At 68.8% G+C, this 16,489-nt stretch carries 9 protein-coding genes; all 9 read right to left on the bottom strand.

The window, feature by feature from the left end; genetic code table 11:
* Nucleotides 1-29: 29 nt before the first annotated feature.
* The 9 genes from IEX43_RS04605 to IEX43_RS04565 all read right to left on the bottom strand — a co-directional run bounded on the left by IEX43_RS04605 (nt 30) and on the right by IEX43_RS04565 (nt 16,479).
* Nucleotides 30-4,475: an FtsK/SpoIIIE domain-containing protein gene (locus IEX43_RS04605; protein WP_188809280.1), complete on the bottom strand. Its 4,446-nt coding sequence runs from the start codon at nt 4,473-4,475 to the stop codon at nt 30-32.
* On the bottom strand, nt 4,472-5,176 hold the full coding sequence (locus IEX43_RS04600) for a hypothetical protein (RefSeq protein WP_188730188.1): 705 nt from the start codon (nt 5,174-5,176) through the stop codon (nt 4,472-4,474). Before IEX43_RS04600 ends, IEX43_RS04605 begins: the two co-directional genes overlap by 4 nt.
* A 140-nt stretch (nt 5,177-5,316) precedes the next feature.
* On the bottom strand, nt 5,317-7,065 hold the full coding sequence (locus IEX43_RS04595; protein WP_188809279.1) for a serine/threonine-protein kinase: 1,749 nt from the start codon (nt 7,063-7,065) through the stop codon (nt 5,317-5,319).
* Nucleotides 7,062-8,984 (bottom strand): FHA domain-containing protein, encoded by a 1,923-nt coding sequence (locus IEX43_RS04590; RefSeq protein WP_188809278.1) that lies wholly within the window; start codon nt 8,982-8,984, stop codon nt 7,062-7,064. Before IEX43_RS04590 ends, IEX43_RS04595 begins: the two co-directional genes overlap by 4 nt.
* Entirely contained in the window at nt 8,971-9,891 is a 921-nt protein-coding gene (locus tag IEX43_RS04585) for a PP2C family protein-serine/threonine phosphatase (protein ID WP_229666313.1), read from the bottom strand. Before IEX43_RS04585 ends, IEX43_RS04590 begins: the two co-directional genes overlap by 14 nt.
* Nucleotides 9,888-11,171 carry an RDD family protein gene (locus IEX43_RS04580; RefSeq protein WP_188809277.1) on the bottom strand — a complete coding sequence of 428 codons (1,284 nt, stop codon included), beginning with the start codon at nt 11,169-11,171 and terminating at the stop codon, nt 9,888-9,890. The genes IEX43_RS04585 and IEX43_RS04580 overlap by 4 nt, the downstream gene beginning before the upstream one ends.
* A 314-nt stretch (nt 11,172-11,485) precedes the next feature.
* On the bottom strand, nt 11,486-14,134 hold the full coding sequence (locus tag IEX43_RS04575; RefSeq protein WP_229666312.1) for a transglutaminase family protein: 2,649 nt from the start codon (nt 14,132-14,134) through the stop codon (nt 11,486-11,488).
* A complete protein-coding gene (locus tag IEX43_RS04570; RefSeq protein ID WP_188809276.1) occupies nt 14,131-15,462 on the bottom strand; it encodes a DUF58 domain-containing protein in 1,332 nt (443 codons plus the stop codon). Before IEX43_RS04570 ends, IEX43_RS04575 begins: the two co-directional genes overlap by 4 nt.
* 45 nt (nt 15,463-15,507) lie before the next feature.
* Entirely contained in the window at nt 15,508-16,479 is a 972-nt protein-coding gene (locus IEX43_RS04565) for an AAA family ATPase (RefSeq protein WP_188809275.1), read from the bottom strand.
* Nucleotides 16,480-16,489: the final 10 nt, after the last annotated feature.

Raw genomic sequence — 16,489 nt, 5'->3', positions numbered from 1 at the left:
GGCGTCCGGCCCTCCATGCGCGCGATGCGTCAGACCCTGTTTTCCGGGGGCAGCGCCACCTGGATTTTCCGGGCCTTGCCGCGGCCCACCACGTAGCCGCGGCCCGGGATGAAGTCCGGGCTGACACGGCCCAGCGAGGTGTTCAGCAGGCTCTCGCCTTCGATGTCGCCGGGGTTCAGCAACAGCCCGCGCCGGCCGGATTTGAACGGCTGGGCAAGGGACCAGGCAGAGGACCAGGTGGAGGTTTCGGATTCCCCCACCACCCACTGGTCCGCCTTGATGGATGCCGTCACCAGTTGGGCCACTCCCGATTCCGCCATGGTGTCGGTGAACTCTGTGAGGCCCTCGATGAAAATGCCCACGGCCCCGGGGTTCCCGGAGGAGTGTTCCACCAGGTCCTCCACCACCTCGGCGAGGTCGTCCGCGCCCACGATGGAACGGCTCCAGATGGGCAGGGACGCGACGGCGGAGCGCCGCGATCCGACGTAGATCAGCTCTGTGTCCGGGCTGGATCTGCGCAGCGCGTACGCGAGCGTCACCAGGGCCACCGTACGCCCCGCGCCCGGAGGGCCGGCCAGGAGCAGCGGTCCCCTGGCCAGGAGCTCGGCGGGCTGCAGCGTTTCGTCGTCGACGCCAATGACCGGCAGGCCCTGGCTGCCGGCAGGCAGGACCTCCAGGTCCACCTGTTCCGGAAGCCTCTCGATGACGGGGGCGGCATCCAGCCCCTGGCGCTGCATGGCTTCACTGAGCTTGTGGACCTCGCGGGCCTGCAGCGCCAGGTTGGAGTTCCCGCCGAGGACTGCCAGCTGGACTTCGAGCCCGTCCAGGAGTCCGCGTCCGGGAGGTGAGGCGGCGTTGAGGACGTCCCGGGGCACGTCCAGGGAAATGTAGTCGTCCTCGGAGGACAGCCGCAGGACCAGGCGGCGCTGGATAGAAGCGAGCAGCGACGCGGGCACGGCGTTCGGCCTGTCACCGGTGACCACCAGATGGATGCCGACGGCGCGGCCGTCCGTGGCCAGCTGGAGGAAGATGTCCCACAGGGCGGACAGCCTGCTGTGTTCGTAGGCCTCACGGAACGCGGACATGCCGTCCACCAGCACGAAGATGCGCTTTTCGTCTGGCCTGTTGGCCAGCTTGCGGTACTCCACGATGGTGGCGGCGCGGACCTCCGCGTACCGGGCGGAGCGCTGCTCCGCGATGTCCCTCAGCAGGCGCAGCAGGCGCCCGACGCGTTCCACGTCGTCGCCGTTGATGATGCCGCCCACGTGGGGAAGCTCTTCCAGCATCCTCAGCCCGGAGGAGCCGCAGTCGATGCCGTAAACATGCACCGGCCCGCCGCGCGGAGTGATGGCCGCGGCAATGGCGATGCCGCGCAGCGCGGCGGACTTTCCAGACCCGCCAGTGCCGTAGATGGCCATGTTCCCGTCCTTGTCCGGTTCGTAGAACACGGTGGGCTGCGACTGGCGGGCGGGGTCGTCGGCAACGCCGAGGAGGAGCTGTTCGTCCGTGCGGGGGTTGGGCAGCCTGGAAAAGTCGTACGTCTTGGCCAGTTCGTCCAGCCAGGGTTTGCGCGGGGCGGTGATGGACAGCCTGTCGGCTGCGCGCACGATCGTGGCGGTCATCCGTGCGATGTCGTTGGGGCCGGTGGGCTCTGCCGCTTCGGGTTTCTCCGGAGCCGGCGCTTCCCAGCTGGGCCCCGAACCGAAGGCCATCTCAACAACGTCGATCTGCGGCCGCTGTGGTTTCTCCGTGGTCCAGCCGCCGGCGTAGCCGGTCTGGAAGCCCTGGATCCGGCCGGGTCCCGTCTTCGCGGCGCCGCGGCCGGGGATGGATGGATCAAAGTACGCGGCGTCCGGCACGCCCAGGATGTCCGTGGCGTCGTCCTCATCAGCCATCCGCAGGGCCACCCGCAGGTTGGTGTTGGCACGCAGGCTGTCCTTGATGACGCCCGCCGGGCGCTGGGTGGCCAGGATGAGGTGCAGCCCCAGGGACCGTCCGCGGGCTGCAACGTCCACAACACCGTCAACGAATTCAGGAACCTCGCTGGCCAGCGCGGCAAACTCGTCGACGACGATCACCAGGTAGGGCGGCGCGTCGGGGTCGGCCTCGCGCTGCAGGGCCAGCAGGTCCTTGGCCTTCTTCCGGTTCAGCAGGTGCTCGCGGTAGTGGAGTTCGGCACGCAGCGAGGTCAGGGCACGCCGGACAAGGTGCGGCGAAAGGTCGGTCACCAGGCCCACGGTATGGGGCAGGTTGATGCAGTCGGCGAACGCGGCGCCGCCCTTGTAGTCCACGAACAGGAAGCTGACCCGGTCCGGGCTGTAGGCGGCGGCCATTCCCATCACCCAGGACTGCAGGAACTCTGACTTGCCGGCACCCGTGGTGCCTCCCACCAGGGCGTGCGGCCCCTCGTTCTTCAGGTCCAGGTACAGCGGTTCGATGCCTTTGGAGCCCACCAGGGCACGCAGGGTGCCGTTGTCCTTGCGGTTGGCCACGGCGCTCACGTGCACTGAGTTGTTTTCCGTCCAGCGTTCGGCGACGGACTGGGGGTTGTCCAGGAAGTCCTTGCCGATCAGGGTGGCATAGGAGACGGCCCGCGGGAGGTCGGAGTCGTCGTTCACGGGTTTGCCCACATCCATGACGGGCGCCAGCATCCGGGCCAGCTGGGCGGCCAGCTCCGCGTCAACGCTTTCGCAGCTGACGGGGTACGTGTGCCTGCCCAGGCGGACCTGCCCGGTGGTGGTGCCATGGCCGCCGTCCACCACCATAAAGTCGCGGCAGGCTGCGGGAAGCGACTGGATGTCGGTGGCCACCCAGATCACGTGGACGCCGGAGTCGGGGCCGCGCTCCGCAAGCCGGGTGAGCCGGCCGCGGTCCACCGGGGCGTCGTCCTCCACGATGACCAGCACGGCCGGAAGCACCGGTTCCGGCACCTCCTGCTTGGCGGGGTCCAGTTCCGGCCGGAGGTCGGCGCCGGTGCGTTTGGCCGCCGCCTCCCGGGCGTCAAGGAGGTCCTCAAGCCGGGCCAGCAGCGATGCCCCGCCGGCTGAGCCGGCCGCAAGGTGGTCGCCGGCGAGGGGGCTGTGCCCCGAGCCCACGTGGGGAAGCCACTGCAGCCAGTTCCAACGTTCCCGGGACTGGGCTGACGTGATGGCCGTGAGGACCACCTCCGCGGGCGAGTGGAGCCCCACGAGCTGCAGCACCATGCCGCGGGCCACGTCATCCACCAGGCCGCGGGCGCCGGCAATGCCCAGGGATCCGGAGCTCCGCAGCTGAGAGACAACGGGAACGCCCTCAATGTCGCGGAACTGCTTCAGGCAGTCCTGGATCTCCCGGGCGTACTGGACTTCGGTGTCGTTGTTCTGCGGTTCCTCAAGAAGGACCCGGGAAGGCGCCGTGCCCAGGCCGAACCGAAGGCCCAGGAACCAGCGGTGTTCCGGACGGTGGGTCCACAGCAGCGGCCCCAGTTTGTAGATAGCGTCAACGGTGTCGCTGACGGACGGTGCCTCCTGCAGGCGGACGGCGCGTTCCACCTGCTGCAGTTCGGTGACGTCGTGGCGGAAGTCGGCCATGGAGGCGCGGAACTGCTTGAGCTGTTCCTTCTGCTGGCGCCTGGTCCGCATTTTCTGGTCCACGTAATGGCCCACGACGAACAGCGGCATCATCAGCATGAACAGCACCGAGAGCGGGTTGCCGGTCACGGCGAAGATCACGGCTCCCATCAGCAGCGGGGTGATCATCATGATGTACGGGAACGGATTGTCCTCGGGCCGTTTGGGCCCTGACGGGACCACGCGCTTTGGCTCCTCGAAGCGGGGAACCACCCGGGGTGACCGGTTGAAGCTGACCAGGGGCGACGTCGGGGCTGCCGCGTGGTTATGCCCCAGCGGCACCACGGTCACGGTGGTGTCGCCCAGGGTGACCGTGTCCGAGGAATTGAGGGTGGCCCGGGTGACCGGAAGTCCGTCCATCAAGAGCCCGTTGGCGGAGTTGGTGTCCACGATTTCCACGCCGTCGCCCACCGTGATCCGGGCGTGCCGCTTGGACGTCAGGGGGTCCGAAAGGCGGATGTCCACGTCCCGGTCCCGGCCGATGTAGCTGGTGCCGGTGGGCAGCGAAAACTCGCGGCCGGCGTCGGGCCCCGAGAGGACCCGGAGGGTGGCCGCTGCGGGACCGCGGCCGGCACCGGGCACGTCGAACTGCGCGCTGACCTGTGCCAGTGACACCACGGAGCCGGGGCGCAGGCCGGACTCCAGGAGGTTGTCGGTCCGGGTAAGCGTGTTTCCGCTCAGGCCCGCGCCCACGAAGGCTTCCTCGATCCGCAGGGAGAGGTTGTCCGGGGCCGGCGTGCCCTTGCGGCCCGGGTCCGCGGCCCAGAGCACGGCAGCGGTATCGGCCACTGTGGCCAGGCCATCCACCGTGACGGCCAGGTCCTTGGTTTCTGCAGGATCCCTGCGAAGGGTCAGGCGGATCCTCATCCTTCGTCCACGCCCCTCATCTTCTCCAGCAGGTACAGGTCCTCAGGCGTCACCAGGTGCGACGTCACGGCGTGCTCCACCAGCCGGGCGCGCCGGTTGGTGGCCAGTTTGCCGCCGCCCCCGCGCAGGCCCACCACCCCCACGCGGTCGAGTTTGTCGCAGACATTGTCCAGCTTCCGGTTGAAGCGGGTCAGGGCCCAGCCCAGGGTCTTAGCGGCCGCGGCCGAGGAGGGAATGGCGCTGAAGCCGGTTCCCTCCCGCCGGAGCATGGGTTCGGCGAGCGCCACGATGAGTGCCTTCTGGGAGTCCGTAAACACCACCGGGCCGATGGTGGTGTCACCGTTGCTGTCGCCCTCGCGCGACTCCTGCCGGAAGGACGGTGTCTTCAGGTGCACCGCGAACTCGTAGGTGGTGGGCCCGGCGGTGAAAATGATGTTCGTGTGGCTGAAGACCAGCGGGATCCGGGCGCCCGGTGACAGCCAGGCCTGCATTCCGCCGGAGGCATCCGCCACCGTCGCCGAGAGCATGCTGCCCACGTTGCTGAGCCACCAGATCCCGTCGTAACGGGCCACCTGCAGGAACTGCCGGTGCAGGTACGGGTTGTCATCGACTTCCAGGTCGCCTTCGCGGCCGATGTTGAAGACGTCCTCGTCCGATGGCTCGTACCACTCACCACAGAAATCTATTGCTAGATCCCCCATTTTCTGTGCCTCCTCGTTGGGCAAAATTTCACCGGGCTAACTTCTTGTTGGACAAGCTGCCGCTCGACAACCTGGTCGTTCGGCCACAGCGCGTTGCGTCGCTGTGCTGCTGTTGCTGTGCTGCTGGGATGGGCATCGGCTCATGGGCCGGTGCAGGCAATGGAGCTTTCCTCCATCGGGGAGAACGCGCCGTCGGAGCGCACGATCATGACCTGGATGCAGGTTTCCCCCGACGGGTTCGCCGTCACCTTGACGGGCGGCTGGTCGATGGACTGGTAGTCGCCGCCGCCACCTATGGTGTAGACCCGCCATTTGTATGTGTCTCCCTCTTTGGGCTGCGGGTTCACCCAGGTGAAAGAGGCGTTGCCGTCCCCTGCCGCTGTCCCGGTGAGGCCTTCCACGTCCGGCACGGTTCCGTTATCCAGTGCATCGGCCGGCGGCCTGCTGGCCTGCTGGGTCTCCACCGCCGCGGGCTTTTCGGGCGAGGCGTTGGCCACCACCAGGCCCACCACCGCAGTGAGGGCCAGCAGGGTGCCGCCCGAGATTGCCAGCCAAAGGTTGCGCCTGCCGTGGTCCGCAGCCGGAGCCGCAGCAGCCGGCTCCTCCACCCTTGCCGGCCGGTGGACGGTGGTGTCCGCGGCGTCAGCGCCCGAGCCAAGGCGGCTTCCAGGCAGCGTGCCCTCGTCCTGGGCTGCACCGGCGCTGCCGCCGGAACCGCGCAGGACTGTGGCGTTCGCCCACTCCTGCTGCTGCGGGGCCGGGGCTGGTGCCGGTGGGGAGCCCGCGGAGGCGGTCGGGGTAAAGCGCGACGGCGGGGCCTCCGCTGCGGGGCCCTGGCCGTTACTGTGTTGGTTGCCAGCGCCTTGGCCTCCACCGCTTTGGCTGCCGCCGGCCTGTGGCCAGGTGCGTGCCGGGAAGGTAGGGGCGCTGCCGGTCCGTTCCGGATCGATCGCCGCGATGCTCCGGACCCGCGTCTCCTCGACGCCGTCGTCCGGCTGGCTGTCCTCGTGGTGCGGCTCCTCCAGCACTTCAAAGGGTGTGACGGAGAGGTTGAGTTCCGCCTGGATGCGCTGCAGGGCCAGGGCGAAGGCGTGCGCTGAGGAGTACCGCGACTGCGGCGACTTTGCCATGGCCGTGGAGAGCGCCAGCTCCAGGGACTCGGGGACGTCCGCGCGGCCCAGGCGCGGCACCGGCGTGTTGCTGATCCGGCTGATGAGCTCCCGCTGCGAGTTGTCCGCCCCGGGCATCACAAAGGGCGACCGGCCGGCCAGCAGGGTGTAGAGCGTGGCACCGAGGGCCCACACATCCACCATGACCCCGTCCACCGCGCCGTCGGTGAACTGCTCGGGCGGGGACCAGGGAATGGACATTCCTGAGTCGTCGTCGGCGTCCCCGGCGAGCGTGCCGGAGATGCCAAAGTCGGTGAGGGCGGGACGGTTGTAGTCCGTGACCAGGATGTTGGCAGGCTTGATGTCGCGGTGGGCGATGCCGGCACGGTGGGCGGTTTCGACGGCGGAGGCCACCTGGATGCCGACGGCCAGGACTTCATCCACGCTGAACCGCTGCCGGCGGTACCGGACGTCCAGGCTGGGCCTGGAGCAGTACTCCATCGCCAGGTAGGAGTGGCCGTCGTCGGTCACTTCCGCTTCGAAGATGGTGACGATGTACGGATGCGAGGACAGCTGGGCCATCAGGTTCGCCTCGGATTCGAACCTGCGGCGGGCACCTTCCGTTTTCAGGTCCGAGAGCAGCACCTTGACTGCAACCTTACGGCGCGGCCTGTCCTGTTCGTACAGGTAGACGTCGGAAAAACCGCCGGAACCCAGCAGGCTGATATAGGTGAACCCCTGGATGCGGGGAGGCGGCGCGACGGGCCGTTTGGAACTCAAGGAATCTCCTCAAAGCGCAGCGAGATGTTGTCGCCCAGTTCAGCGATGTCACCGTCCAGCAGGATGGCCATCTCGTTCTGTGCCAGGCGGCGGGGAGACTGGCCTTCACGCACCAGGACTGTACCGTTCGTGGCCTTGAGGTCGCACAGCATGACGTGCCAGCCCTCCAGCCGGACCTCCACATGGGACCGCGAGATGTCACCTTCGGGGCTTGGAACCTGGACCAGCCTGGGCATGACGCCGCCCTGGACCCGGGACACGGACGGCTGCCGTCCGATGATCAGTGACTGGTCGAGGTCCAGGAGTTCCCCGGTGGACACGCGCACCCGGCCCAGCCGGGGGCGCGGCACCTGGACGGCGTCCGGGATCAGCCCGGCCCCGCACGCGGCGCACTGCGCCCGGGTGGGAGGGTTGGCGTGGCCCTGGCGGCAGACCCTGGCCAGGACTGTGGGTCCGGCCGCCGGATCCTCCGCAACCGGTGTGGCGGGCTGTCCGGCTGAGGGCGCGATGCTGCTCTTCATGACCGTCTGGCCGTCGTGGTCAGTGTCGACGGCGGCGCTGCCAGCATGGGGCTGCTGCGCGGCAGCGGCCGGCGCAGCACCACCGGGAGCCGTGGACGGCAGGACACCGGCTGATGCCGGCGCGGCCATGGCGGGCCGTGGACCAGCGCCGGCCTGCGGGACATGTATCTGCGGGGCGGTGTCCCCACCCTTCTTCCACGGAACGGAGTCGATGAGCCCCCCGGCAGGAGCGGGAGATACGGGGGAAAGAGTGGGTTCGTGAGAAGCAGGAGGTGCGGGAGGGGCTGCCGGCGGCCCTGCCGCGGGCGTCGGGGCCGGTGCGGGACGTTCCTGTCCGTCAGTCTGCCCGGGGACTGGGGGTTCTGCCTGTTCCTCCACCTCCGGGCCTGCTTCTGGAGTTCCGTCGATTTCCGCGTCGGCGTCGTCCCGTACCGCCGCGTCCTCGATGCTCCGAACGACGGTCCTCTCCCAGAGGTGGTCGTAGGAGCTGGTGTGGTCGCTGGCGGGGGCTGCCGGCCCGGCGGGAAGTACGGGCTCACCGGGAGCGGGTTCTGCCGGATGGACTTGTGCCGGACGTACCCCCGAGGGAAGTATTTCTGCCGGCGCGGAGCCGACAGATGGAGCATCGTCAGGGCCGGAATCCGCGCCGGAGTCCGGACCGGAACCTGTCACGGCAACGTGCGCGTTGCCGTCTTCCTGCTCCCGGTCGCCGTCCTGGTCCTCCTGGTCGCCGTCGTCGGCCAGCAGGTCGTCGTCGAGCACGCCGGCAACGGTCTCGGCCGAGGCACCGTGTTCCGGCGCAACGGTCTCCATTGCGGCCTCGCGGTCCGGGACGATGGTCATCTCCGCGGAGCTGTCAGCACCGGGCGCGGCGTCCCGGACGTCAGCGATGCCTGCGGAGTCCACCACAACCGAGGCCGGAGCGGCTCCGGAAGGTCCAAGTTCCGGCTGGCGCGGGGCCAGCACAAGCGCCAGGGAGTGCAGCAGGACAACACCCTCCCCCAGCGGCAGTTCCTGCTGCCCTGCCGGGCCGGAAGCCGGAATGGCCAGCCGGCATGACCCCGGGAGGGCGAACCGGCGCTCGTTCCAGGTGGTGACGTCGCGGCCGTCGAGCTCAACGCGCCCGTCGGGCAGCTCCACTGCGAGGTCGAGGTCGCCGCGGAGGAAGACCCGCAAGGGACCGGTGGCCTCGAGGATGCCGAAGGACGGTATCTGCGCCAGCGAGCCTCCCGAGCTGCTGGTCACCGCGTGGAGTACTTCGTGGACTTCGGGATTGGTGCCCAGCAGTTCCCACACCGCACCCGGCAGCGCCGGCGGAGAATCCGGGCCCAGGATGACGGCCGTGCTCCCACGGACGATTCCCAGCCAGGTGCCCGGAACATAGCTAGTGCCGGTCATCGGAAGGCTCCCCGTCCTGGTGGGCGGCTGCTTCGCCGCCGTGTTGGGGCGCAGCCTGTGCCGCCTGCGACCGGGGCAGCGTGTCTTCATCCACCACATCAGGGTCGCGCCGCGGTGCGGTGGTGGCGGCACCGGCGTCGTTCAGGACATTCCTGGCATCCACCACGATCACCGTGATGTTGTCGCTCCCCCCGCTCCGGAGCGCGGCCTGGATCAGGGCATCGGCGGCTTCCTGGGGGTCACCCACCGTGCTGAGGATGCGGAGGATGTGCTCGTCCGTCAGCTCGCCCGTGAGGCCGTCCGAGCAGACCAGGACCCGGTCGCCTTCCTCCACGGGGAGCAGCCAGTAGTCGGCCTCGGTCTCGTCTCCCGTGCCAAGCGCGCGGGTCACCACGTGGCGGCGCGGGTGGACGGTGGCCTGTTCCGCGGTGATCTCCCCCGCGTCCACGAGTTCCTGCACCTCGGAGTGGTCCACGCTGATCTGGACAAACCGTCCCTGGCTGAGGCGGTACGTGCGGGAATCGCCGATGTTCATCACCAGCCAGTAGGGCATGCCCATCTGTTCCACCACCACGGCACCGGCCAGGGTGGTTCCGGCGCGCGCCCCGGTGGCCTCGCGGATGGAGGTGTCCGCCTGGACCAGGTACTGCTGCAATACGGCTGCGGTGACGGTCCGTTCACCTGTGGCCAGCTGCGGGATGGCAGCGAGGGCGCGGACGCACATGCCGCTGGCCACTTCGCCTGCCTCATGGCCTCCCATCCCGTCTGCCACGGCAAACACGGGATCGGAGGCGATGTAGGAATCCTCGTTCAACTCCCGGCGGAGTCCCCGGTCTGTCCCGTAGCCGTAGCTCAGGCTGAGGCCCGGCTGGAAGGTGGAGGGAACGCTGGCGGGCTGTTGGTTCATGCCTGTCCTAGGTAAAAGGTCCGGTCTCCGAAGTGGACACTGGATCCCGGGATAACAAAAGTGGGGACCCCCGGCGCGAGGGGCGTCCTGGCGCCGTTGGGGGTGGTCACGGCGCTGCCGTTCGTTGAGTTCCGGTCCGTCACCCAGATCCCCGCGCCATCGGTCAGCAGGTGGAGGTGGGTCTTGGAGATGGAGCGGCCGGGATCGTCGACGGCGAGGAGCTGGGCATGCTGTTCGCCCGCCTGGCCCACGGGGTTGCGGCCCACCAGGACACTCCGGTCCAACTGGAAGTCGCGGCCGTCGTCCAGCCGGATCCGCAGTACAGCGATAGGTGCCGGACCGCCTGCGCCCGGCCGCACCTGGGTGCGTTCAACGTCGTCGTCCACGTGGTGCTGCGTGCCCTGCCCACCCAAGGCGGGAAGGGGCGGGGCAGCGGGCACAGAAACACCACCGGAAACAGGTTGGCCGGCAGGCGCAGCAGCTGCCGGCGGCGCGAAGGACGCCGGCGCGGCGTAGGGCATGGTCTCCGACGGCGGCGTCGGGGCGGACGGCGTCGGGGCAGGCGCAGCAGGCGCGGCAGGCGCGGACGCCGCCACGGGGCCTGGCTGCGCCGGGGCTGCCTGGGCTCCTGCCACCGGGGAGAGCACCTGCTGGACCGGGGGAAGGTCCAGCGGCGCGAAGCTGTAAGGGCCCTGGATGCCGCCGGTGGTGATGGGGTTCCGGCCAGCCTTCACATCGAAAACCAGGGCCTTGGCTGCTTTGTCGTGCCAGCCGCGCAGGCCGCTGTTCTTGTCCCAGTGGTTGGATACCACCACCAGCAAGGCCCAGGCAGCGCCCGCAAATACCAGCGGCGAAAGGATGAACAGGGCGGGCTCAAACCACCGGAAGACCACCACCAGGACGGCCGCCAGCAGCGCCAGGATGATCCCGGCACCGGTGATAAGTCCGCGGAGGAACACAGTGCCGGCGCCCGGGGCATAGCCGTCGTTGTCCGCGCTGCGGATGCCCATGAGCAGGTTCCCGGGGGTCTTGCCGGTCCTGGCTTCGATCCCCATGACCGTGAAGAGGTACACAGCTGTCAGCGCCAGGCCGATACCGCCGGACAGCACCAGCGACGCCGTGTCATAGGTGATGAACTGGCCGCTGCGGCTGCGCGTGATTCCGGCAAAGCCGATGGCGAACGTCACCACCAGGACGGCCAGCGGCGGCAGCCAGTCAATGACGGCAGCGCCAAGCCGCTTGCCGGCCGTGGCCGGGGCAAGCTGAAGGTTCACTCCCATTCCCGTTCCTCCCCCTGGGACGGCCCCCGACTGCGCGGTGAAACCGCCGGCGCTCCCCCGCCCGGTGCCTGCGTTGAGTGGATCCGCGGCCTGGGCAGCCGGGGATCTTTGTACTACCGGGATAGTACCGGGAATACCCGTTCCGTGGGCAGCCGGAGCCCCGGGCAGCGGTTCACTGCCCGGGGTGCCGCCGGACTGCAGGGAGCGGATGCTGCGCGCCGCCCGGTTGGGCAGGGGCGCTCCGCAGGACGTGCAGAAGGCCGCCCCCGCGCGGATGGACTGCCGGCAGCGGGGGCAGGCCTGAAGGTCCGCCGTCACGGTGCTGCAGGTCCCTGCTGAGGAGGTTCCGGCGTCGTGCGGTCCTGCTCCGCAGTCCCGTGCTGCGCATTCCCCTGCGGCGCATTTCGCTGCGGCGCCGTCCCACTCTGACCTGTGGCCGCCAGCCCCGTACGACGGCGGGACGCCGGGTCGAGTGCCTTGAGGGACGGCAGTGCCAGCGGGCCCCGCAGGGCAAGGGCGTTGCGCGCGTCGGCCAGGAGCGACCGCGGCGAGAACCTCGCCTGCTGCCGGCGCCAGAAGCCGGCTGTCGAGGTCATCTCCTGCAGCGAACTGTCCACGATGGTCCAGTACTCGCGCACCTCGTCCTCACTCGGCTGGCCCGCCCCGAAGATGGACGCGTCCGCCCGCCTTGCCAGCAGTGTGGTGGTGCTGCCCGCGGCGGGGAACGCTTCGGCCAGGACTGCCGCGCTTTCGCGGCGGGTGGCCCGGGAGTCAACGGCGGCGCCCATGTCGGTGGCCAGGCTGACCACCTCGCTCCAGCCGCCGCCCACCCGCTGCGCAGGGTGGCCTTCGCTAAACCGCGACTTCCGCCGCCGGGATTTCAGCAGGGCAATCAGCAGCAGCGGCAGCGCAAGGACGGCCAGCGGGATCAGGGCGATGCCCAGGGCGCCCAGCAGGGCGCCCCAAAAGAGCCAGGGGTTGTTCTTCTTCTCATCCGCATCCAGCGCGTCGGGTGACGAGTCCGGGGGGAGGTCCGCCGGCTCCTGCGGCGGGGGCGGCGGCTGCAGCACCTGCGGTTTGGGCTTGGACTTGTTTTCCGGGTCCGGCGGGATGGGGATGTTGTCCTTGGGCGGCGTGGGATCGAAGCTCACCCAGCCCACGCGTTCAAACGCCACTTCAACCCACGCGTGGACGTCCTTGCCGGTGATCCTGACCTCGCCCGCGCCGTTCTCGGGGCTGGTGGGTTCAGGGTAGAAGCCCATCACCACGCGGGACGGGATGCCGAGGTGGCGCAGCATCAGGGACATGGCCACGGCGTACTGCTCGTCGTCGCCGAGCATCTGCTTGGCCGTGAGGAGGTTCCTGATCCGGGCGGATCCGTGGCCGGAGACGCTGGGCAGCTGCCCCTCGCTGACCAGTCCGTTGCTGAAGGCCCCGGTCTTCTGGAAGTGGGCCTCAATCTGGCGGACCCGGTCGATGGGCGTGGGCGCGTCGGAGGAAAGGTCGTTGGCCTGTGATCCCACCACCGGTGGCACTTCCACGGCGTCGGGAAGGGACAGCTTTGCGAAGTCGTACTGCGCCAGTTGCCCGTGTTCCAGTTTCACGGGGTCCGAGACCTGCACCCGGTAGGAGTCGCCGCGGGACAGCCCGTTGGTGGTGACGGCGGTGTCGGTGCCGGAGTTGAAGTACAGGCCGGACGCCGCGGATGAGGCTGAGTCGTCGAAGCTCAGCCCGGTGGTCTTGCGGCCGCCGGGGACGAAGAAGCCCTGGTAGTCCTCAACGGTGATGTTGATGGCGTAATCGTTGGTGGGAACGGCGCCCGAGGTATCGGCGAGGGTGTTGATCGATTCGGTGTCCCCCACCTTGCTGAAGTTGCCGGAGCCGTTCGGGTCCATCGTGTAGTTGGTGCCGTTGAACGCATCCAGGGCACCCAGCCGGACGCGGCCATCGCGGGGCAGGCCCTGGACCACGAACAGGGTGTCGTCCTTCTTGTCCTTGACGAAGGTCCGGAAGCTGGCGAGGGGTGTGATGTAGTCCTTGGGATCGAATGGCGGGACCACGACGTTCCGGAGGACTTTCCGGTCGTTGCCCGCCGTGACCAGGGGGGCGGCGAGCGCGGTGACGGCCACGCTGACGGCGATGACGCCAGCCGCCATTCCCAGCCGGCGGAGCCTGGCACGCTGCGCGGTGGCGGTATCCGTCTGCGGGTTGTTGACGGAGACCTTCCGGGTGGAGTTCTTCCGGAGCGCGTCCCTGCGGAAGGTGGCCCAGGCGATGCCCAGCACGGTGAGGCCGATGCCGCGTTCCACGGTGAGGAAGGCGGCGTTGGTGCTGAAGGCGATGCCGGTGACGAACAGGACCAGTACCGGCAGGAGCGGGAAGTAGGGGCTTCGAAGCCGCCAGGTCAGGATGGCGGCCACCAGCGCGGTGATCATGGAGCTCAGGAACGGAACGATCAGTACACCGCCCGCGGTACCCACGGGGACGCCGACCGTCAGCATGTCCTTCCAGGCGAACACGATCCCCAGCAGGAGGGTGCGGAGCGAGTCCAGGGTGGGGACGAAGCCGGCGATCGCGGAGTCTGGAACTGCCAGCAGGGTACCGAAGACCAGGTAGGCGCCCAGGGCCAGTGCCGTGGTGATGAGCAGCCCCAGGCGCAGGTGCGCGTTCAGGGCACCCAGGGCCAGCCCCAGGAAAATTCCGCCGAAGCCGGACAGCAGGTAGTAGGGGTCGCCGCCGAAGCTGAGCCCGAACCCGAGCAGGCCCAGCCCCAGCAGCACCGTCAGTGCGCCGGCGTCGAGCACAAAGTGCCAGAACGGCTGGCCGTTGTCAAAGGCGGAGTCCGCCTGGTCCCGGGGTGCGGTGCGGATGGTGCGCGGCTGCGCCGCGCGGGTTTGTTTGGTGCGGGTTTGTTTGGCGCGGGGGCGCGTGTTGCGCGGGCGCAGGCCATCTGTGGAGGTCATGCTGCGGCCTTTCTCAGCACAATGGCCAGGTCAGTCAGGTCTCCGAGTGTCAGCACGGTGAGGTCTGCGATGTTTGCCCGCGTGGGCGAGGCGCCGGCCTCGACCCGGACGGCGAGGCTGCGGACACCCGGCGGCACGGAGGCTGCGGCGGAACGCAGCTGCGTGGCGGTCACGTTGCTGCCCACCACAAAAAACACCACGGAGGCGTTGGGGACGGTGTCCGCCAGGGTCCTGGCGAGGTCGACGGCGGTCCGGCGCATGGGAGCGCCGACGATCCGGGTCATGTCGTCCAGCAGGTTCCGCCCTGTTTCACAGCGCAGCGGGCCTTTTTGGGTGAGGACGTCCAGCTCGCGCTGCTCGCGGATGGCCTGCCTGCCGATGGAGGCGGCGGCAGAGATGGCCATCTCGAACTCGGTTTCCGACGCGTATTCGTCAGTGTTGATGGACAGCGAGATGGCCAGGTGGGCGCGGCGGGTTTCCTCGAACTGGCGCACCATGAGCTTGTTGGTCCGTGCCGTTGTTTTCCAGTGGATGTGGCGCCGGTCATCCCCCGGCACGTAGTCGCGCAGCGCGTGGAAGGATACGTCCGCGCTGGAGAGGTCCGTGGTGGGCATGCCTTCGAGGTCCCGGATGAATCCGGCCGCCGACCCGGCAAGTGCCACTGTGCGCGGGTGGACGAACAGGTCCTCCGGTTCGGTCCAGAGGACCTGGCGGCGCAAAAGGTGCAGGGGGTCTGCCCGGACCGACCTGACGGGGCCGACGACGATCACGGCACGGCGCGCGGTGGGAATAGTGAAGAGGTCCTCGTGGACCTGCTGCGGCTTCATCCGCGGCAGGTGGAACACGGCGGTGGCGCTGCCCACCGGCAATTCCAGGGCTGCGGGCAACAGCGGCCGGGCAGAAGTGTTGGACACCGCGATGCTGCCAACGGCGCTGTCCCCCACCGCCACCCGGGTCCGGGCCAGGTCAAGGACCACGCCGTAGGACGACCGGCCCAGGACGAACGCCACCGCAATCACGAACATCACGAACGCCGCGATGGCAGCTGCCTTGGCCTCCTGCCAGCCGAACGCCTGCCCTGTTGCCCAGAGCAGGATGGCGGCCGCGAGGACGGACCAGCCCAGGACGCTGACCACTGACAGCACGGGCCAGGCATACGTCAGCCACACGGTCCGGACGGCACGCCAGGCGGGGGCCGATGCCATGGCTGCGGTGTTCCTGGCCTCGGCCCAGACGGCTGAGGGGTGCAGGGCGCCGGGACTGCCGTTCCTGGCGAAGGGTTGCTTCAGACGCTCCGTGAGCCGGGTCAACGGGGTGCCGCTGGACATATGTGTGCCTTCGTTGTTGCGTGGAAAGTGGTGGGGGTCGGGGCGTCAGGCGTTGGTGCGCTGCTGGGGAGCTGCAATGTCTGCCAGGATCCGCGTCAGCACTGCCTCGGCGGTTGCTCCGGAGAACTCCGCTTCGGGATCCATGACAAAGCGGTGGGTCCACACCACGGGAGCCAGTTCCTTGATGTCGTCCGGGAGGACGAAGTTGCGGCCCTGCCCGGCTGCCCAGACCTTGGCCGCCCGGACCATAGCCAGGGCGCCGCGCACCGAGACGCCCAGCCGGGTTTCAGGGGCGTTGCGGGTCTCCTCGCAGAGCCTGGAGATGTATTCCAGCACGGCGGTGTCCACGTGCACCGTGGCTGCCAGGTCTGCCATGTCTGCCACGGCCTGGGTGGTGATGACGGCGGAGAGTTCCTGCGACCGGTCCTTGAGGTTGGAGCCACCCAGCAGCCGGACCGTGGAGGCGTGGTCCGGATAGCCGATGGAGGTTTTGATCAGGAAGCGGTCCAGCTGCGCCTCGGGCAGGCGGTAGGTACCGGCCTGCTCGATGGGGTTCTGCGTGGCCATGACCATGAACGGCCGTCCGGCTTCGTAGGTGACGCCGTCCACCGTGACCCGGGATTCCTCCATGACTTCCAGCAGGGCCGACTGGGTCTTCGGCGAGGCACGGTTGATTTCGTCCGCGAGGACGATGTTGTTGAAGATCGGGCCCTTGTGGAACTCGAACTTCTGCGTCTTCTGGTCGTAGATGGTCACGCCGGTGACGTCCGAAGGGAGCAGATCGGGGGTGAACTGGATGCGGTTGTTGGAGCCCTGCACGGTGGCGGCCAGGGCCCTGGCCAGGGAGGTCTTGCCGGTGCCGGGGGCGTCCTCGAACAGCACGTGCCCTTCGGCCAGCATGGCCGTGAAGGTGAGCCGGATGACGTGTTCTTTGCCCAGCACGGCCTGTCCCACGTTGGCAACGAGCTTCTCGAAGGTGTCTGCAAACCAGGCGGCCTGCTCGGGGGTCATGGTCATGGTGTGGCTT

This window comes from Pseudarthrobacter polychromogenes (assembly GCF_014644495.1).
Lineage (GTDB): Bacteria > Actinomycetota > Actinomycetes > Actinomycetales > Micrococcaceae > Arthrobacter > Arthrobacter polychromogenes.
The sequence above is the reverse complement of the archived record's forward strand: the minus strand, read 5'-3'. Positions and strand labels throughout refer to the sequence as shown.